Below are 18,467 nucleotides of genomic sequence, written 5' to 3'. Positions count from 1 at the left end.
CTTCAGAAGCGTTCTGGGCGAACGAGGGCGTATGTCAGGTAGACGAGCAGGAACAAGGTCACGCCGCCACCGAGGATGTAATCGACAAGCATGGTGCGATCCTTCCGCTTAAAGAGCGTCGCAAGCTTTGATGTAGGCGAGGGAAAGACCGAAGAACAAAGCCTCGATCCCGATGACGACGATGTCCATTTGTGTTGGTCCTTGCTTCTGCTTGTATTTGGCGCCAGCGACTGGCGAGCCAGAAATTCCATGAGAACGACCCGCCGTAGCTTCGATGGCTACGGCGCCCGGAGCGTTTTGCTCGAAGTGGAATATGGACCCGATCGCCATAAAGGTTCGAGACGGGCCGCGGAGGAAAGATATAAAATTCCTATAAAGATTTCCGGGAGATGGCTCGTTCCGGGCCGCTAGAAACCGACGCTATGATATCGCGACCCCTCTTGCGGCGGCTCCGTCTTTCGAAACAATGGGAACGCAAAATGAGGGAAAAACAGATGCTCGACATGGCACCATCGAAACAGGCGGCGACATGGCTTTCCGCGCTTGCACGGGCGCTGGAAACTTATGACGCCGAGGCCGCCGCCAACCTGTTCGTCGAGGATTGCTACTGGCGCGATCTGCTGGCTTTCACCTGGAACATCACCACGATGGAAGGCCGCGATGAGATCCGCGACATGCTGCAAGCGACGCTGGCGGAAGCGAAGCCCTCACACTGGACGCTGTCCGGCGAGGCGACCTCGGATGAGGGCACCGTCGAGGCCTGGTTCACGTTCGAAACGGCGGTCGCGCGGGGCGAAGGGATTGTGCGCCTTACGGACGGCCGCTGCCGGACCTTGTTCACGGCGGTGCGTGAGCTCAAGGGGTTCGAGGAACAAAAGGGACCGGCGCGGCCGCTTGGTATCCGTCACAAGGCCGATCCGAAGCGCGAAACCTGGGCGGAGGCGCGGGCGCGCGAGACGCGCGACCTCGGCGCCACCGAGCAGCCCTATTGCCTAGTGATCGGCGGCGGGCAGGGCGGCATCATGCTCGGCGCGCGGCTGAGGCAGCTCGGTGTGCCCACCATCATCATCGAGAAAAATGCGCGCCCCGGCGATTCCTGGCGCAACCGTTATCGCTCGCTCGTGCTGCACGATCCGGTCTGGTACGACCATCTGCCCTACATTCCGTTCCCGGAGAACTGGCCGGTGTTCACGCCCAAGGACAAGATGGGCGACTGGCTGGAGATGTACACCAGGGTGATGGAGCTCAACTACTGGGTCGCCACCAAATGCCTCAGCGCCAGCTATGACGAGGCCGAGAAGGTGTGGACTGTGGTGGTCGACCGCGTCGGCCGGCAGATCACGCTGAAGCCGAAGCACATTGTCTTTGCCACCGGCGCCTATGGCCCGCCACGCCAGATCGCGCTGCCCGGCGCCGAGACCTTCAAGGGCGAACTCCTGCATTCCAGCCAGTATGCAAGCGGCGAGAAATTCCGCGGCAGACGTGTCGCTGTCATCGGCGCGGCAAGCTCGGGGCACGATGTCAGCGTCGACCTCTGGGAGAGCGGCGCAGACGTCACCATGATCCAGCGGTCGCCGACGACAGTGGTGAAATCCGACACTCTGATGGAAGTCGGCTTCGAGATCTTCTCGGAAAAGGCTTTGGCGCGCGGCATCAGCACCGACAAGGCCGACCTGATCGTCGCGTCCACGCCGTTCGCGCTTGTACCCAAGGGCCAGCGGGATCTTTACGAGGTGATCAAGGCACGCGACGCAGACTTCTACGACCAGCTACGCGCCGCCGGCTTCGCCATCGATTTCGGGGAGGACGAGACCGGGCTGTTGATGAAGGCCTACCGCACCGGCTCCGGCTACTACATCGATGTCGGCGCCTGCGAACTGATCATCAATGGCGAGATCAAAGTGAAGAGCGGCGTCGGCATCAGTTCATTGACGCCGACCGGCATCCTGTTCGACGACCGCAGCGAGCTGGCCGTCGATGCGATCGTCGCCTGTACCGGCTACCAGTCGATGAACGAGACCGTGGCGGCCATCGTCTCGCGCGAGGTCGCCGACAAGGTCGGGCCATGCTGGGGCCTCGGCTCCGGCGTCAAGGGCGATCCCGGTCCTTGGCAAGGCGAGCTGCGCAACATGTGGAAGCCGACGGCGCAGGACGCGCTGTGGTTCCACGGCGGCAATCTGGCGCTGTCGCGGTTTTACTCGAAATATGTGGCGCTGCAGATCAAGGCGCGGATGGAAGGGATTGCGACGCCGGTGTTTGGGGCGGTGAGTAACGCAGGGCGCTAGCGATCTCCTCCCCCCTCGAGGGGGAGATGTCGCCGAAGGCGACAGAGGGGGTCGCCGCGCGTGGAGCGCTGACCTCCAGCTGCCGCGAGGAGCTTGCGTCCGGTCGAACCGACCCCCTCTGGCCTGCCGGCCATCTCCCCCTCAAGGAGGGAGATTATCCACGCCCGAAATGCCGTGCCGCGACCTCGACATGCGTATGTGCCGCATGCGGCTCGAAGCGCTCGGTCTCGTTGTGGTCGGGCGCCTCGTTCGGCCACCAGACACCGCCGATAACAATGCCTTCTGAGACCAGCCGCTGATCCGCGATCAGCGCCGCACCGACCGCATCGACGAAGGTAAAGCGCCCGGGGCGCAGTCTCAGCACCGCGACATCGCCGACACCGCCAACTTTCAGCGTCCCAAGCTCCGGCCTGGCGATCGCCTCGGCTGGCCTTTGCGTGGCGGCGCGCAGCACCTCGACCAGCGGCATGCCCAGCGCCATCAGCTTCGACATGCAGACCAGTATGTCGAAGGCCGGACCGTCGACGCAGTAGAGATGCACGTCGCTGGAGATGACGTCGGGCGCGAGGCCCTCGGCCAGCATCGCTTTCGCCACGGCGAAGTCGAACGATCCCATGCCGTGGCCGATGTCGAAGATGACACCGCGTTCGCGGGCCAGCCGCATGTCCGGCCGCACCGCGCCGGAAGCGAACACCGGCGCGTTGGGGAACGGGCGAAAACAGTGCGTGAGGATGTCACCCTTGCGCAGGCGCGGCAGCACCTCGGAACGGCCGGGCGGCGGCTCGTCTATATGCGCCATCAGCGGCAGGCCGGCCCGGTCGGCGGCTTCCAGCGCGAGGTCCACCGGCGCGATGCCGCTGGTGCCGCCGGCATGCTTGCCGGAGCGCACTTTTACGCCGACGACGACACCGGCGTGCTCGCGCACCGCGGCCACCGTCTCGCGTGGCTCGCAGAGCCTGAGATCGCTGCATTCGCCGACAGAGACGCTTTGCGAGAAGCCGAATATGCCGGCAAAGGAGATGTTGACATAGGCCAGGATGCGCACCTTCGAGCGCTCGATGACATGGCGGCGAAAGCCCAGAAAATTGCCGGCGCCGGCGCTGCCGGCATCGATGAAGGTCGTGGTGCCGCTCTTGGCCGCCAGCCGGTCGGCGTCGACGCCCAGCGAGGTGCCGCCCCAATAGACATGGCTATGCAAATCGATGAGGCCGGGCGTGACGATGCAATCACGAGCGTCGACTATCTCGGTGGCGTGCTCGGCATCGATCGCCGCCTCGATGGCCACGATGCGTCCGCCCGCAACGGCGACATCGCGCGGCGCGTCCAGGCCCGAGGCCGGATCGATCAGGCGGCCGCCCTTGATCAGGAGATCGAACTGCATCGGCGCCTGCCTCTCTTCGTTTTGGGGCATGATCTCTGGACAAAACGGTTTCCGTTTGTCCGAGAAAACCCCGTCTCCACTTTTCGGGATCATGCCCCGGCTGGTCAAACCGGCCGGTAGGCGACGGCTTCGACCTCGATCTTGATGTCGATCATCAGCCGCGATTCGACCGTGGTGCGGGCCGGCGGATTCTTCGGGAAGTGCTTGGCGTAGACGGCATTGAAGGCGCCGAAGTCGCGCGCGTCCTCGAGCCAGACCGTGGTCTTGACGACATCGTCCATGGTGCAACGGGCCAGCGCGAGTGCCGCCTTCACATTCTGCAGCACCTGCTCGGTCTGCTCGGTGATGCCGCCCTTGACCACGATGCGGTCGCCGTCGACCGGCACCTGACCTGAGATGTAGACGAAATCCCCGGCGCGCACGGCCGGCGACAGCGGCACGTGGGATGTTCCAAAACACTCTTTGGGCAAGGGAAACTCCTGTTCAGAATGGCGGGCCGCGCCCCGTTTTCGCCGACCGCTCTACGCCTGTCCCGGTGATCCTCATAGGGGGCTTTTTGGAAAGCAACATTTTTCCAAACGCGTGTTGCTTTATCGCAGGCTCGCCAGCATCTTGCGCGTCGCATTTTCCCGACAGGAGATTTCAATGACCTTCGACAAGAACCCGTTTCCAGAGGGCGATGCCGATCGTCACGCGCTCTGGGAAATGCTGGTGCGGCGCGACATCGACGCCTTTATCGGTCAGGACTGGTCGATGGTCGAGGATAATTTCCTCGCCGACAGCTTCTTCGGCATGCATGCGCATTTCCTCAGCGATGCCGACGCCTGGCGTCTGCAATTCCCGAGCCTTGCCGTCTATCGCGACGAATGGCTGCGCCAGGCCAAGGAGACGGCGGCGACCGAATTCGCCGAGCCGCTGCGCGAGGCGCTGTTTCGCGTCACCAACATGCGCGACATCGACGTCGATGGCGACCGCGCCGTGCTGCACAAGAAGTTCAACGGCTCGGTGGCCAAGGCCGATGGCAGCGTCGACAAGCTGAAATGGCAGACGCTGTATTTTTGCAGGAAGGTGGCGGGCCACTGGAAGATCGGCGGCTTCGTCGGCTACATGCCACATCCCTTGGGGATCTGAGTCTTGCCGCTTATGCTACTGCCGGCCTTCGCGCACGAAGACGTGCGCCTCCCGGGCTGCAGTTGTAAAAGCTCGCCAACCGAACTCACTCGAGCTCAAGCGAGTTGAACGGGACAGGTTCGTCCCACAGGGCTAGCGGGAGCGGTGGTCGAACACGACCGCCATGGTCTTACCAATTGCCGCCATGACGACGAGTTCGACGAGATCGTCGTCGCTGTCGACACAGGTTGGATCCATGCGGCGGATGGCGTCGAGCGCCGCTCTAGTCGAGACGGTATCGCCGGCGCGGAATCTGGAAAGCGCAGAGGAAACAAGGTTCTGGGTTGTCACGTCGATGACAGGTACGCTCGGCACTACGTTCATGGCTTCCTCCTGCCAAGAACCCTCTCCCGAAGGAAATAATACGCCGAACGACGGCGTGTGCCAGCGGAATCGTGGTCCGACCAGATTGCCGGGAGGGCACGTTTGCGTGTTTGATAGGGTCGAGCCCACAGCGTCCAGGACCGGATATGAAACTGTACTTCAGCCGCAATCCCAATCCGCGCCTTGCGGTAGCAACGGCACGTCATCTGCAGGCCAAGGTCGAGTGTGAGTTCGCGGCACCCATGGCGCCCGGGCAGGCTGAGCGGTTTCGTCAGCTCAATCCCAATCTTACCCTGCCGATATTGGCATGGACGGGCGGCAGCCTGTGGGAAGCCGACGCCATAGCCTGCCTTCTGTCGCGCGAAGCGGGTTCGGATTTCTGGCGCGGCGGCGGCGACCAACCCGACATGATCCGCTGGCTGAGCTGGGGCAAGGAAAATTTCGTGCGGGCCTGCGACATCGTGCATTTCGAGCGCGGAACCAAGCAGCGCTACGGGATTGGGCCCGTCGACCAGGGCAAGGTCGAGGAGGGGCTGGCGGAGTTCCGCATCGCGGCAGCGATTCTCGAGGCGGAGCTCGCCAAGCGGCCATGGCTTGTGGGCAAGTCGCTCTCCTATGCCGATTTCCGTATGGCGACGTTTTTGCCGTTCAACGATGCAGCCGGCCTGCCGCTGGCGGACTATCCCTCTGTTCTGGGTTGGTATCGCCGGCTCGAAGCCATCGATGCCTGGCGCGATCCCTTCGACGGGCTGGACGCGCCGCTTCTGCCGCCGGTCAACTCCGCTTGATGTGCTTCCCTTTGGGCAGATGGGCTGATGTGTGGCGCTTTGGCAGCATAGGTGTGGAACAGCGGGCGAGTTGCCATGGCGCGCTCGACGGCTCGCGGCCGGGTTGATAAGCCCTGTCCGCAAGGAGAGTCGTGACATGACCGTAGCCATCGAGATGGGACAGACGACGGCGGGTGCGCCGGCGGCGCTCGACCTTGAGGAGCTGCTGGCGACCCGGCTTCTGGTGCAAGGCAATTCCGGCTCCGGCAAATCGCACCTTTTGCGCCGGCTCCTGGAGCAGAGCGCGCCCTGGGTGCAGCAGACCATCATCGACCCGGAAGGCGATTTCGTCTCGCTGGGCGACCATTACGGCCATCTGGTCATCGATGCCGAGGAGCATACGGAGCGTGGCCTGCAGGCAGCCGGCGAGCGGGCGCGCATCCACCGCGTCTCCACGGTGCTCAATCTCGAAGGGCTCGATGCCGAGAACCAGATGCGGCGCGCCGCGGCCTTCCTCGGCGGCTTGTTCGAGGTCGCCCGCGAACATTGGTACCCGATGCTGGTGGTGGTCGACGAAGCGCAGCTGTTCGCGCCCGCCGTAGCCGGCGAAGTGTCCGACGAAGCGCGCAAACTCTCGCTCGGCGCCATGACCAATCTGATGTGCCGCGGCCGCAAGCGCGGCCTTGCCGGCATCATCGCCACGCAGCGGCTGGCAAAGCTCGCCAAAAATGTCGCGGCGGAGGCGTCCAATTTCCTCATGGGCCGTACCTTCCTCGATATCGACATGGCGCGCGCCGCCGACCTTCTGGGCATGGAACGGCGTCAGGCCGAGGCGTTTCGAGACCTGGAGCGCGGGCACTTCATGGCGTTGGGCCCAGCGCTGTCGCGCCGTCCGCTCGGCGTGCGCATCGGCCAGACCGAGACCAGCCCGCGCAACGGTACGCCGCGGCTGATGGCAATGCCGGAAACAGCGCTTGAAGACGCGCGCGCCATCATCCTGGCGGCGCCGCCGCCCGAGACGATGCGCGCGCCGCGCCGGATGGCGTCGCCGGAGCTGCTCGACCAGCTGATGGCGGCCAAATCGGCGGCGATGGAGATCCGCCCGGAACCTGCGGAACCGGCGGTAAGCGCCGAGGATAGGGCCGAGCGGCGAGAGCGGGTGGACCGTGTCCTGCGCGCCATCCTGGCGCAGCCCGATGCGGGTTTCCGCGTCATCGGCGTGCTTTATCAGGAGTTCGTCGTCCGCTGCCGCATCGAAGGCCTCGCTTCGGTGGTGCCGGACCTCTCAGAATTCCGTCGCATGCTGACGCGTGCCCGCGCCGGGCTCGGCGCCGACATGGCAGGCGATGACGCCTGGCAGGACGTTTCCGTGCGCGCCTCGCTCCTGCCCGAGGACATGCAGGGCGTGTTCATGATGATCGCCCGCGCCGCCAAGGAGGGCTGGCCGTGCCCGAGCGACGCGGCGATCGCGCGCGCCTACGGCTCGCATTCGCTGCGGCGCGCCCGGCGGCTGCTCACCTATATCGAGGAGCAGGGCCTCATCGTCTGCCAGCTCGACGGCACCGGCCGCCGCACGGTGACGCTGGTCGAGCTCGCCTGGGCGACGGCGCCGGGCGACCCCAATGCCGCGGAGGCGGAACAGGGCAGCCTGGCGCTGTGAAAGGCGAACAGGCAGTTACCTGACTTGCTTGCGCGGTTCTGAACAAGATGTGTTTCGCCGATCGGCGCGCGACGATTTATGATGGGTTTCCGAGAATCGCAGAACGGTTCGGGCGGGAGGGTTGTCCGGTGCGGTTGAAATCTCTGGCTGTCTTTGTCTTTGGCCTCCTCGCCGTCGCCGGCATCGCCTTGACGATGTCTGCCCGGTCTTTTGCCGCGTCCTCCGATATACCGGCCTGGCTGCAGGCCCATGTCGGCAATGACGACGGCGAGATTTCGCAAGTGGTGCTGGAGCGGGCGCGCGCGCTTTACCTGAAGAAGGTCGCGCAAGGCGCGGTCCACAATGGCTGCTATTTCGCCATGGATGCGACGCGCCCCGGCGATCTCGGCAATGGCGTGCTAGGGCGGCGCTACTACGTCATTTGCGAGGCCAAGCAGTCGTTCAGGGCGATCTCGTCGGGCCATGGCGGCGGCCGCAATTTGAAAGGCGTGGTCGATTTCTCCAACGGCAAACGCTGCGCGAGAAACTTCGGCAATGCCCTGGACTCGTCCTTGACGACCGGTGGCGCCTATATGACCGGCGAGGCAAAGACCTCATTCAAGGGTTTTTACCGCATCGGCGCAAAAAAGGACCAGGCGCTGCTGCGCACCTTCATCCAGTTCGACGGTGAGGGGGAGACGGCGAATGCCAGGCAGCGGGTGATCGGCGGCCACGCGGCGCGGCTGTTGCGCGGCATGTGCCTGCGCAAGAACCCGAACAGCTCCTATGCCGACCATGACGGCTTCGTGCCATACGGCAAGCTGGTGGATTATGCCGGCGGCCGCAGCAATGGCTGCACCAGCTGGTCGCCGGCCGACGCCGACCAGATCATTTCGATGGTGAAGGGCAATCCGACGACGCTCTATATCTACCCGGAATCGCGCGACATCACCGCCGTTGGTAAATCGGGCGCCTATTGGAATGCGTCCTGCCTGAAGGAGATCGGCAAGCCGAAATTCTGGCCGCGAAAGAGCCTTGAGCCGATCATCGCGCAATACGCCAAGGACAACCCGCCACCGCCGCCGCAACCGTTGCCGATCTGCACCGGGCCGTGAGGGATGAGTCCTCGGCTCGGCATTGTCGGCGGCGCGGACTGGCTGGGCGGCGCCGCCGATCCGATGGGCTCTACTGATTGATCTCGGGTTCGACGAGCTTTGCCAGATTGCGCAGCGACTCCTGCCAGCCGAGATAGCAGGCTTCGGCCGGAATAACGTCCGGAATGCCGGCCTGCGTGATGTCGAGTTCCGTGCCGACCGACACTTTCTTCAGGAGCACGGTCACTTCGATCTGGCCGGGCAAATTGGGGTCGTCGAATCTGTCGGTGTAGCGCAGGCGCTCGCCGGGAACGAGTTCGAGATATTCGCCGCCGAAGGAATGGCTGCCGCCCGTCGTGAAGTTTCGGAACGACATCTTGAAGGCGCCACCGACTTTCGCGTCGAAGCTGTGTACCGTGCAAGTGAAGCCGTTCGGCGGAAGCCATTTCGCCAGCGCGTCGGCTTCTGTGAATGCGCGGTAGACCTTCTCCGGGCTGGTCGTCAGAACGCGGTGCAAACGTACGGTGCTTGGCATCTCTTCGGTATCCTTTGTGGTTTCGTTGTTCGATGCCCCAAGGACGGGTGAACCTCACCCGGTCCGACACAGCCTGTCAAATTTTCTTGAGCCCTTTGCCGGCGGCCATCCGCCCACGACTTCGACCGCCGCCTCAGGCAGGCGGCCGTGTCGCGTCAAATTTGCATGCATCATTGACAGATTGCTTAACTTTTCGGCGCGGATCTCACAATTTATTAAAATTGTAAGTCTCTCCTACAAAGTTGTATTAGGATCGGCTTAACGCCTTCGGCATTATCTATTAAATGATGGGCGACGATCTCCTTGGTGTACTATAGAATGATTCCCTGGAACGACGGATCAATTTAAGAGTTGATCCGAAATGGTCGCTCGAAGGTTGTCGAACGACCAAGGCAGCACGCGCAAGGAGTGTCGGAATGGCCACAGTCCTCAACGCCAAAGGCATTCCACTTCCCTATACCGGCGCTTCCACCCATTGGTTCTCGGCGACTGGAGGCGCGTCTTACCGCTACGGCACCTCGGGCAACGATTCCTTCTGGGGCGACACCAACGTCAAGGTCACCATGTATGGCGGCGCGGGCGACGACTATTACCATCTCTATTCGACGATCAACAAAGCGGTCGAGAACTACGGCGCGGGCGTCGACACGATCGATACCTGGATGAGCTACAAGCTGCCCGCCAATTTCGAGAACCTCGTCGTCACCGGCGACGGCCACTATGCCTTCGGCAATGCTCAGGACAACATCATAACGGGCGGCGCTGGCAGCCAGACGCTGGACGGCGGCAAGGGCAATGACGTGCTGATCGGCGGCGCCGGCGCCGACACCTTCATCGTCACCAAGGGCAATGGCAGCGACCTGATCTCCGATTTCGGCGCGACCGACACGGTGCGCCTCAACGGCTATGCCTTCACCTCGTTCGAGGCCGTCCACGCCAATATGGTCCAGGTGGGATCGAACGTGCAGCTGAACCTCGGCTCGAGCGAGGTGCTGGTGTTCCACAACACCACGATCGACAAGTTTCAGCCCGGCCAGTTCGAGCTGCCGATCGACAAGACCGGCATGACGCTGTCCTTCAACGACGATTTCAACACGCTGAGCCTGTGGAACGGCCAGAGCGGCATCTGGGATTCCAATTTCTGGTGGGGGGCGCAGAACGGCAGCTCGCAGCCCCAGAACGGCGAGCTGCAATGGTATATCGACGCCAATTATGCGCCGACCAGCTCGGTCCATCCGTTCAGCGTCGCAAGCGGCGTGCTCACCATAACCGCGGCGCATGCGCCCGACGACATCAAGCCGCTGATCAACAATTACGAATACACTTCCGGCATACTGACGACGCACGACACCTTCTCGCAGACCTATGGCTATTTCGAAATGCGGGCCGATCTCCCGGAAAACGCCGGCGCGTGGCCGGCCTTCTGGCTTCTGCCCGAAGACGGTTCATGGCCCCCGGAACTCGACGTGATCGAAATGTATGGGCAGAAACCGAATGCGCTTCTCATGACCGCGCACACAAATGAGACGGGAACCCACACCACGGTCGGGTCGACGGTGAATGTCTCCAACACCGACGGCTATCACACCTATGGCCTGTTGTGGACGCCGGACAAGCTGGTCTGGACCTATGATGGCGTCCAGGTCGCGGAAGCGGCGACGCCGTCCGATATGAACAAGCCCATGTATATGCTGGTCGACCTTGCGGTCGGCGGTCAAGCCGGCGCGCCGCCCGACCATCTGGCGACGCCCGCGCAAATGAAGATCGACTATATCCACGCCTATACGCTGAACGATTTGCAGCAGAGCCATCTGAGCACGACAGCCGAGCACGCGGTCTAGATGTCACGGGACCGCGCGCCACTCAGGGATGCGGCCATCGGCCTGCGCCCGGTTTTCCTGCGCGGCATCGCCGATATCGGCATCTTTTCGTTGCTGATCAACATCCTGCTCCTGGTGATCCCGCTCTATCTGCTGCAGGTCTATGACCGGGTGTTGCCGTCCTCCAGCGTCGAGACGCTGCTTTATCTCTCGGCCATGGCGGTCCTCGCGCTCGCCTTCCTCGGCCTGCTGGACGCGGTCCGCGCCATCTACGCGCAGCGTGTTGCGGCCACCGTCGACCAGAAACTGGGCGCGCGGACATTCGCCGCCTCGCTTGGCGCCAGACATGCCGGCAGCGGGCTGTCGCCGCTGAACGACCTTGCCACGACTTGCGCCTTCATCAGGTCGCGCGGCGTGGCGGTGTTGTTCGACCTGCCGTTTGCGCCCGTCTTCCTGGCCTTGCTCTATTTCATCCATCCCGTCCTGTTCTGGCTGACGCTCGCCGGCGCCGTGCTGCTGTTTCTCTTGGTCGTGGCCAACCAGCTTGCCATCGGCAGGAACGATGCCATGTCGGCGGAACGCTCGGCGGTGGCCAGCCAGGCGGAGCAGGCCTTCGCCCGCAACACCGACACGCTGCGCGCCATGGGCATGGTGCAAAATGCCGCCGCGGTCTGGGGACAGCACGTTGCTGAGGCGCTGACCCTGCATGACCGTTCCGGAAGCGCCAATGCGATCTTCAGCGCGACGTCGCGGGCGCTGCGCATGATGCTGCAACTGGCGATCCTCGGCGCCGGCGCGTGGCTGGTGCTACAAGGGCAGATGACCGCCGGCATGATCTTCGCTTCGTCGCTGGTGTCGTCGCGCGCGCTGCAGCCGCTCGACCAGCTGATCGGATCCTGGCGGCAGATCGTCGACGCCAGGCGATGCTGGAAGCGGCTGGACACCGCCCTTGCGGCGCAACCAGCGCAGGGGCGCAAGCTCGCACTGCCCGATCCATTGGGCGCGATTTCGGTGCAGGATCTGTTCTTCATCGCGCCGACTGCGGCTTTCGGCACGGAGCCCATCCTCAAGCGGTTGAATTTTGCCATCGGCGCCGGCGAAGCGGTGGCGATCGTCGGCCCGAGCGGGGCCGGCAAATCGACGCTGGCGAAATTGCTTGTGGGCGCGCTGCAGCCGACCGGCGGCGCGGTCAGGGTCGACGGCGCCGACCTGAGGAGCTGGGACGAAACCCAGCTTGGCAGGCATATCGGCTATCTCGCGCAGGAGGTGGAGCTTTTCCCGGGATCGATCGCGCAAAATGTCGCCCGCTTCGAACCCGACGCCGATGACGCCGCGATCGTCGAAGCGGCCAGGCGCGCCGAGGCGCATGAGCTGATTCTCACGCTGCGCGACGGCTATCAGACCATGATAGGCCCGTCGCATACCGTGCTGTCGGGCGGCGAGCGCCAGCGGATAGGGCTGGCGCGCGCCTTCTACGGCAAGCCACGCATGCTGGTGCTGGACGAGCCCAACGCCCATCTCGACGGCAGTGGGGAGGCGGCGCTCGAAGGGATGCTTTCGGCCGCGCGAAGTGTAAGCGTCACGACAGTCGTCATCACGCATCGCCCTTCGATCGCCGCGGCCTGCGACCGCGTCATGGTCCTGCGCAACGGCATGGTCGAAGCTTTCGGCCCTGCGAGCGAGGTGCTGAGGCAACCGGCGGCCGGCAAGGCCGGGAGCGCGGTGGTGACAGGCTCGTTCGTGCCGACCGTGCGCCCGCACAGCGTCCGCTTCGGGTCATAGACGATGATGCAGCAGAGCCTCGCCTTCGAAGGTCGACCGCGCACCGACTTCCGCCGCATGGCCGTCGTCGGCTACGTGGCCATAGCGCTCTTCGTCGGCTGCTTCGGCTATTGGGCGGCGAACGCGCCGCTCTCCGGCGCGGTGATCACCTCCGGCACGATCTCGGCGACGGGCGGCAACATCCTCATCCAGCACCCCGAGGGCGGCATCATCGAGCAGTTGCTGGTGCATGAAGACGACCGCGTGCAACAAGGCGAACCGCTGGTCCTGCTCGACCGCAGGGCGGCCGAGACCGACCTCAACCGGCTGACCAGACAGACGATCGCGCTCAGGGCAAGTGCCGCGCGGCTGGAGGCCGAGCGCGACGGATCGGACAGGCTGGCGCCGATCGCCGAAGCAGCACCCGCGCCGTTCCAGAGGGATTTCGACAATCTGGTGCACGAACAACAGAAGGAGTTCGAGGCCAGGCTCGCCCGGTTCCGCTCCGAGCAATCGATCCTGGCGCAGCGCGTCGCCATGCATCGTGAGTCGGCGCTGGGGCTGGACGCGCAGAAACTGGCCATCCAGCAACAGGCCGAGATCGTGAAGAAGGAACTCGGCATCAAAACCGGCCTGCTCGACAAGGGTCTCACCAACCGCAGCGAATATTCGCAGCTTCTGCGCAGCGAGGCCGATCTGGTCGGCCAGGCCGGCGCGCTGGAGGCGGATCTTGCGGGGACCAAGACACAGATCGTCGAAGCCCAGGCGCAGATCGAGCGCGCGACCACGCAGCGCGTCGAGGACGCGCTGACCAAGCTCGACGAGGTTCGCACCAGCCTGGCCGACATCGGCGAACAGATCACCGCAGCCGAGGCGGTGCTGGGGCGCACGACGATCAAGGCGCCGGCAGCCGGCATCGTGGTATCCTCGATCTACAACTCCAAAGGCAGCGTGATTGCGCCGGGGCAGAAGATCATGGAGATCCTGCCGACCGCGTCGGGCCTCATCGTCGACGCGAAGCTGCGGCCGAAAGACGTGGACCTGGTTCGCGTCGGCCAGCCGGCGAAGCTCAGGCTGTCCGCCCTGAACGCGCGCCTCACCCCTGAGGTCCCGGCTACGGTGACGCAAATTTCCGCCGACCGGCTGATCGATGAAACCACGCATGAGGCGTATTTCCGCGCCAGGCTGAAGATCACCGACACGCTGCCGCAGGGCGTGAAAGCCGAGCAGCTTTACCCGGGAACGCCGGTCGAGGCGTTTATCAGCACCGGCGACCGAACCTTCCTCGAATATCTGGCGCGGCCGATGCTGGACTCGTTCGCGCGGGCGTTCACGGAGCGATAGGCGAGGGTGTCCCACCGGACATTCGGTTCGGATGCCTGAGATGGGTCGGCGTGATACCGGTCTGCTGGCGGAAGACACGGCTGAAATGGCCGGCATTGGGAAAACCGCAGCGGTAGGCGATGTCGCCGATTGCCAAGTCGCTCCCCTCCAGCAGCGACTTGGCCTGATGTACGCGCAGCGCAAGATAGGCGGCCATCGGGCCGATGCCGAGCTCGGCGCCGAACAGCCGCTCAAGCTGGCGCCGGGATAAATGCAACCGGCCCGCGATCTCGGCGACCGACAGCGTCTCCTGGAGATTGCTTTCCATCAGAAGCAGCGCCCGTTTCACCGCTCGGCTCGACGCGGCCGGAAAGAGATCGCCGACGGGCTGCACATCCAGGCTCGAGCGGATGCGGTCGAGCACGAGGATCTTGGCGGCTTTTTCCGCAGCCTTGCGGCCGATGAACTGCGACACGAAATGGCCGGCAAGGTCGGCCGCACCCGTGCCTCCGGCGCAGGTCGAGCGGCCCCTATCGACGGAAAACAGGCTGTCGGCATGGGCGTTCACATCAGGGAATTGGCTGCGGAAATCTTGATATGGAACCAGCTGACGGCGGCACTGTAGCCATCGAGCAGGCCGTAGAGCGCGAGCACGAAGCTGCCGGTGCAGAGTGCCGTCAGCGGCACGCCCTTTTCGGCCGCCCGCAAGAGGAAGGCCTCCTTTTCGGAGCTGAGGCTGCGGTTGGTGTCGAGCAGGCCGCCGACCACGACGACATCGTCGAACTTCTGCGGATTGCCGATCGCCTTGGTCGGCAGCAGCTCGACACCGCAACTCGCCCGGATCGGCAGGCCACGCTCGCCGACGATCTCCCAGTCGAAGTCGATCCGGCGGCTGCGGTCGCCTTCATCGCCGGCGAGCCGCAGCGTGTCGATGAACAGCGACAGCGGCGACAGCGTGAAGTCGCGAACCAAGAGAAACGCAAACCGCCTGGCCATTGTTGCTCCGAAACCGTTCCTTCGGGTGGATGGAGCCTAGTTGCTGAAGATTGGCACGGACTCGAGCACCATGCCCCTCAGGATTGGCCGCCAGATGTCGGAGATGAGATTGACGACCTTAGTGTGCAACCGGTCGGCCATCTCTTCTCCAATGTTTCGAGAATAGGTCCAAAAGAGCTTTGACCGATTGTTGGAGCCGAATGTAAGGATGATCTTCGGTTAGGCGGGAGGGAGCATGGGTCTCGACTTGGCGGTTTTTAAAAGCGTTTCGACCATGGAGCGGGAATTCCCCGGCTATCGCTTTCAGCGGGATCCGGAAAACGGCGAATGCGAGGTGATCCATCCCGAAGACGTGACTCTCACCTGGGACGATGTCACAACGCGTGACTGGCGTGTCGGAAACATAGCCCACATTGCGGCGCTCGGGGAGCTGATTGCCGGTCTTCTCGGCGAAGGGTCAGCGCTGGAACGGATGGTCCTCCTTTCAGCCAGCGGTGTTGGAGACGTCATCGAGGAGCCGAGCTTCGGCGAGCTTGAGCGCGAATTGCGACTGATCGAATCCAGCACCGACCCATGGGTTCGGGAATTTGCCGATGGACTAGTGGAATTGATCAGTATGGCACGGCGTGAGAAAAACCCTATCGTGTTTGTGTAACCTGCAGCACCAAAGCGGAGCCCAAGCCATGACCCTGACCAATCGCGATATCATCGAGCTGACGGCATGGCGCCGCAAGCTGCACCAGCAGCCGGAAATCTCCAACGAAGAGGAAAAGACCGCCAAGGAGGTTGTCGACTTTCTCGCCGATACCGGGCCGGACAAGGTGCTGACCGGGCTTGGCGGCCATGGTGTGGCAGCGGTGTATGACAGCGGCAAGGCAGGGCCTACGGTGCTGTTCCGCTCGGAGATCGATGCGCTGCCGATCGAGGAGCTTTCGGGCGTCGACCATGCCTCGCAGGTGCCGGGCAAATCGCATATGTGCGGCCATGACGGCCATACCGCGATCCTGGCCGCACTCGGCCGTCAGCTCGGGCGTGAACGGCCGGCGCGCGGCCGCGTCGTCTTGATGTTCCAGCCGGCGGAAGAGACCGGCAATGGCGCGGCCGGCGTCGTCGCCGATGCGCGCTTTGACGAGATCGCGCCCGATTTTGCTTTCTCCCTGCACAATCTGCCGGGCGTGCCGTTCGGCGAGGTTCGCCTCAAGCCCGGCGTGGTCAACTGCGCCTCGCGCGGCATCCGCATCGTGCTGGACGGCAAGACCGCGCATTCGTCCATGCCCGAAACCGGCGTATCGCCGATGCCGGCGGTGAGCGAGCTCATGCCGCTGCTGCCGGCGCTCGGACGCGGCACCTTTGCCGACGATGATTTCAGCATGGTCACCGTCACCCATGCGACGATGGGCGAGGCCGTGTTCGGCATCGCGCCCGGCTACGCCGAGGTGTGGGCGACGCTGCGTACAAGGCGCGACGAGCGCATGGCGGAACTGGTCGCGGCGGCGGAAGCGTTGGCCACCAGGATCGCGGCCGAGCACCGTCTTTCCGTGCACTGCGATTATCATGAGATTTTCGTCGCCAGCGTCAACGCGCCCGATGCGGTGGAGCATCTCAACCGCGCGTTGGACGAAGAGGGTGTGCCGCGCAGCGAGGAAGCCCTGCCGATGCGCGCCTCGGAGGATTTCGGCATTTTCGGCCACAAGGCGAAGTCGGCGATGTTCTTCCTCGGCGCGGGCGAGCGCACCCCGTCATTGCACAATCCCGACTATGATTTTCCCGACGATCTGATCCCGATCGGCTCGAAGATCTTCATGCGCACGGCGCGCAACCTGCTGGGGTGAGCGGCCCTGCAAAATCCGCATCCTGAAGCTGCCTTTTTCCCGCTGGAATCGTCTTGTAGTCGCCTCCTACATTAGGAGGGGCTTGCGGATGAGAATTGCAATGGTCGTCGCGTTGACTGCGACAGTGGCAGGGTGCGTATCGTCTCCGGTCCAGTATGGAGCCTCGCTCTCGCCGCAGGACCCGAAATGGGCGACGCCGGAATGCCAGCAGGCCCGCACGGATGCCTTGAACTACGACCGGCGCGAGAAGGAGCATCCGGGATGGGCCGCCGGCGTCGTGCTGGGGCCCTACAGCATGGGTCTCGTGGCGGCGATCAAGGAGCATGAGCAGCAGCAGCGAAGGCTGTTGGCGCGCCAGATGCATCTGCAGTGCTCGAGCCTGCCGCTGCCGAAGGATTTGGACTTCGATCCGCAAATCTACGCACCAAAGCCGGGGAAATATCCGTAGGGCTGGGATTGGTTTGCACAGGGACCATAGCGGAGGCTTGCGCCCTACGAATACCCCCGCCCTCAATCCCTCCCAACAAGGGGGAGGGAGACTAGGTTGGCGCTGATTTCCGCAAAACCGTCTAAGTCGACTTAAAAAAGGGCTGGGCGTGCGGCAGCGTTCCCTCCGCCTTGTGAGGGTCCGAAGGACGGGCGAAACCCTGGCTCGCCCCGGCAAGTTAGAGTGGGGGTCCTCTTCGTAAAAGCTCATATGCGATAGCCCTTGCCCCGAGGCATTGGCATTGCCAGCTCTGTATGAAGCGCTCCTCCGCTCTCCCCACCAGCTTTGCGCCTTGACCCACCGAGAGCTCTCCCTGGAACCAAATCCCAGCCTAAACTGTTCCAGTTTGATTCGACGCCGCCTGCCGGTTGGGTGAGCGGCGCACTTGAGGAGCTCCCACCATGACCATCTCGTCCAGCTTTCGTTCGCTCGCGGTTGCGGCCATCACAACTGTGTCCGTCAGCGCTGCCAGCGCCGCGCATGCCGATAGCGGCACGATCCGCTTTGCCGTCTACAAGGCGGCCTTCTTCGTCGGCGGTTCCGGCGGCGAGGGGACGCTGACCTTCCACGGCCGCTCCTATCCCATCACGATCGGCGGCGTTTCGGGCGGCTTCGCCTTCGGGGTTTCCAAGACCTATTTCCGGGGCACCGTGCGCCATATCCGCAGGGTGCGGGATGCGACCGGGGTTTATGGCGCGGCCGGCGGTGGCGGCGCGCTCGGCAAGGGGGCGCAGGTGATCGTCATGACCAACGACAAGGGCGCGCAGCTCGAGCTTACGGGCCGGCAGGTGGGGCTGCAGGTGAATGCGGATCTGAGCGGGTTGGCGATTTCTGCGAAGTAGGGGGCGCTCCGTCGCGTTCTCGGTGGGGTAAGCTCGTCTGGGGCGATGATAATCGCCTATGGCTGTGCCAGCCCCCTCATCCGGCCGCTTCGCGGCCACCTTCTCCCCGCTGGGGAGAAGAGGCTGGCGTTGACGCTGGCGCCCTCCTCTCCCCTCGGGGAGAGGTCGGATTGCCCCGAATTGCCCTTCGCAATTCGGTGGCAATCCGGGT

20 protein-coding genes are annotated in these 18,467 nt (G+C 63.9%); 12 read left to right on the top strand and 8 right to left on the bottom strand.

Translation table 11 applies throughout. The annotated features are described in order from the left end of the window. Window positions 1-2: 2 nt before the first annotated feature. Both NKI10_RS12415 and NKI10_RS12410 read right to left on the bottom strand, forming a co-directional pair. A complete protein-coding gene (locus tag NKI10_RS12415; protein WP_023669708.1) occupies window positions 3-92 on the bottom strand; it encodes a K(+)-transporting ATPase subunit F in 90 nt (29 codons plus the stop codon). Window positions 93-108: 16 nt separating this feature from the next. Beyond that, complete coding sequence (locus NKI10_RS12410; protein ID WP_352711693.1) at window positions 109-330, bottom strand: hypothetical protein; 222 nt, start codon at window positions 328-330, stop codon at window positions 109-111. Window positions 331-494: 164 nt separating this feature from the next. Here NKI10_RS12410 and NKI10_RS12405 point away from each other — a divergent pair, with 164 nt between their 5' ends. After that, a complete protein-coding gene (locus NKI10_RS12405) occupies window positions 495-2,285 on the top strand; it encodes an NAD(P)-binding domain-containing protein (protein ID WP_352860325.1) in 1,791 nt (596 codons plus the stop codon). 154 nt (window positions 2,286-2,439) lie between these two features. Here NKI10_RS12405 and NKI10_RS12400 read toward each other — a convergent pair whose 3' ends face one another. Further along, the gene (locus NKI10_RS12400) at window positions 2,440-3,666 is read right to left on the bottom strand and encodes an amidohydrolase/deacetylase family metallohydrolase (RefSeq protein WP_023735103.1); all 1,227 of its coding nucleotides are present in this window, start codon (window positions 3,664-3,666) and stop codon (window positions 2,440-2,442) included. 104 nt (window positions 3,667-3,770) lie between these two features. Continuing rightward, a complete protein-coding gene (locus NKI10_RS12395; protein ID WP_023735102.1) occupies window positions 3,771-4,136 on the bottom strand; it encodes a RidA family protein in 366 nt (121 codons plus the stop codon). 175 nt (window positions 4,137-4,311) lie between these two features. Here NKI10_RS12395 and NKI10_RS12390 point away from each other — a divergent pair, with 175 nt between their 5' ends. Then, a complete protein-coding gene (locus tag NKI10_RS12390; protein ID WP_023698654.1) occupies window positions 4,312-4,797 on the top strand; it encodes a hypothetical protein in 486 nt (161 codons plus the stop codon). A gap of 132 nt (window positions 4,798-4,929) precedes the next feature. Here the strand turns inward: NKI10_RS12390 and NKI10_RS12385 are convergent, their stop codons facing one another. Next, window positions 4,930-5,160, bottom strand: coding sequence for a hypothetical protein (locus NKI10_RS12385; protein ID WP_023669703.1), 231 nt, complete (start codon window positions 5,158-5,160; stop codon window positions 4,930-4,932). A 146-nt stretch (window positions 5,161-5,306) separates the two neighbouring features. Here NKI10_RS12385 and NKI10_RS12380 point away from each other — a divergent pair, with 146 nt between their 5' ends. The 3 genes from NKI10_RS12380 to NKI10_RS12370 all read left to right on the top strand — a co-directional run bounded on the left by NKI10_RS12380 (window position 5,307) and on the right by NKI10_RS12370 (window position 8,681). Continuing rightward, window positions 5,307-5,948 carry a glutathione S-transferase family protein gene (locus NKI10_RS12380; protein ID WP_023820590.1) on the top strand — a complete coding sequence of 214 codons (642 nt, stop codon included), beginning with the start codon at window positions 5,307-5,309 and terminating at the stop codon, window positions 5,946-5,948. A 136-nt stretch (window positions 5,949-6,084) separates the two neighbouring features. Next, complete coding sequence (locus NKI10_RS12375) at window positions 6,085-7,587, top strand: helicase HerA domain-containing protein (protein ID WP_023820591.1); 1,503 nt, start codon at window positions 6,085-6,087, stop codon at window positions 7,585-7,587. Between the two features lie 128 nt (window positions 7,588-7,715). Continuing rightward, window positions 7,716-8,681 (top strand): hypothetical protein, encoded by a 966-nt coding sequence (locus NKI10_RS12370; RefSeq protein ID WP_023820592.1) that lies wholly within the window; start codon window positions 7,716-7,718, stop codon window positions 8,679-8,681. Window positions 8,682-8,751: 70 nt separating this feature from the next. Here NKI10_RS12370 and NKI10_RS12365 read toward each other — a convergent pair whose 3' ends face one another. Further along, on the bottom strand, window positions 8,752-9,195 hold the full coding sequence (locus NKI10_RS12365; RefSeq protein WP_023683102.1) for an SRPBCC family protein: 444 nt from the start codon (window positions 9,193-9,195) through the stop codon (window positions 8,752-8,754). A gap of 416 nt (window positions 9,196-9,611) precedes the next feature. Between NKI10_RS12365 and eglC the strand changes: the two genes are divergently transcribed. From eglC to NKI10_RS12350, 3 genes are read left to right on the top strand one after another with little or no spacing between them, the layout of a single operon-like run. Next, complete coding sequence (gene eglC / locus NKI10_RS12360; RefSeq protein ID WP_352860177.1) at window positions 9,612-11,036, top strand: endo-1,3-1,4-beta-glycanase EglC; 1,425 nt, start codon at window positions 9,612-9,614, stop codon at window positions 11,034-11,036. Beyond that, window positions 11,037-12,797, top strand: coding sequence for a type I secretion system permease/ATPase (locus NKI10_RS12355; RefSeq protein ID WP_352860175.1), 1,761 nt, complete (start codon window positions 11,037-11,039; stop codon window positions 12,795-12,797). Window positions 12,798-12,800: 3 nt separating this feature from the next. Continuing rightward, window positions 12,801-14,120, top strand: a complete 1,320-nt coding sequence (locus tag NKI10_RS12350) for an HlyD family type I secretion periplasmic adaptor subunit (protein WP_352860173.1) — start codon at window positions 12,801-12,803, stop codon at window positions 14,118-14,120. On the opposite strand, the gene NKI10_RS12345 is transcribed toward NKI10_RS12350, so the two are convergent. Both NKI10_RS12345 and NKI10_RS12340 read right to left on the bottom strand, forming a co-directional pair. Beyond that, window positions 14,107-14,667, bottom strand: a complete 561-nt coding sequence (locus NKI10_RS12345) for a GlxA family transcriptional regulator (RefSeq protein WP_352860171.1) — start codon at window positions 14,665-14,667, stop codon at window positions 14,107-14,109. The two genes, NKI10_RS12350 and NKI10_RS12345, sit on opposite strands and share 14 nt — an antisense overlap. Further along, window positions 14,664-15,095: an AraC family transcriptional regulator gene (locus NKI10_RS12340; protein ID WP_352860169.1), complete on the bottom strand. Its 432-nt coding sequence runs from the start codon at window positions 15,093-15,095 to the stop codon at window positions 14,664-14,666. Before NKI10_RS12340 ends, NKI10_RS12345 begins: the two co-directional genes overlap by 4 nt. A 235-nt stretch (window positions 15,096-15,330) precedes the next feature. Here NKI10_RS12340 and NKI10_RS12335 point away from each other — a divergent pair, with 235 nt between their 5' ends. The 4 genes from NKI10_RS12335 (at window position 15,331) to NKI10_RS12320 (ending at window position 18,256) form a co-directional block, all read left to right on the top strand. Beyond that, the gene (locus NKI10_RS12335; protein ID WP_023683109.1) at window positions 15,331-15,750 is read left to right on the top strand and encodes a hypothetical protein; all 420 of its coding nucleotides are present in this window, start codon (window positions 15,331-15,333) and stop codon (window positions 15,748-15,750) included. A 28-nt stretch (window positions 15,751-15,778) separates the two neighbouring features. Continuing rightward, window positions 15,779-16,927: an amidohydrolase gene (locus tag NKI10_RS12330; RefSeq protein ID WP_352860167.1), complete on the top strand. Its 1,149-nt coding sequence runs from the start codon at window positions 15,779-15,781 to the stop codon at window positions 16,925-16,927. Between the two features lie 88 nt (window positions 16,928-17,015). Beyond that, window positions 17,016-17,375 (top strand): protein kinase family protein, encoded by a 360-nt coding sequence (locus NKI10_RS12325; protein ID WP_023747059.1) that lies wholly within the window; start codon window positions 17,016-17,018, stop codon window positions 17,373-17,375. 440 nt (window positions 17,376-17,815) lie between these two features. Next, window positions 17,816-18,256 (top strand): lipid-binding SYLF domain-containing protein, encoded by a 441-nt coding sequence (locus tag NKI10_RS12320; protein ID WP_352860165.1) that lies wholly within the window; start codon window positions 17,816-17,818, stop codon window positions 18,254-18,256. The last annotated feature ends 211 nt before the right edge of the window (window positions 18,257-18,467 follow it).

The sequence above is a fragment of the Mesorhizobium sp. M0802 genome (genome assembly GCF_040320115.1).
Classification (GTDB): domain Bacteria; phylum Pseudomonadota; class Alphaproteobacteria; order Rhizobiales; family Rhizobiaceae; genus Mesorhizobium.
The sequence above is the reverse complement of the archived record's forward strand: the minus strand, read 5'-3'. Positions and strand labels throughout refer to the sequence as shown.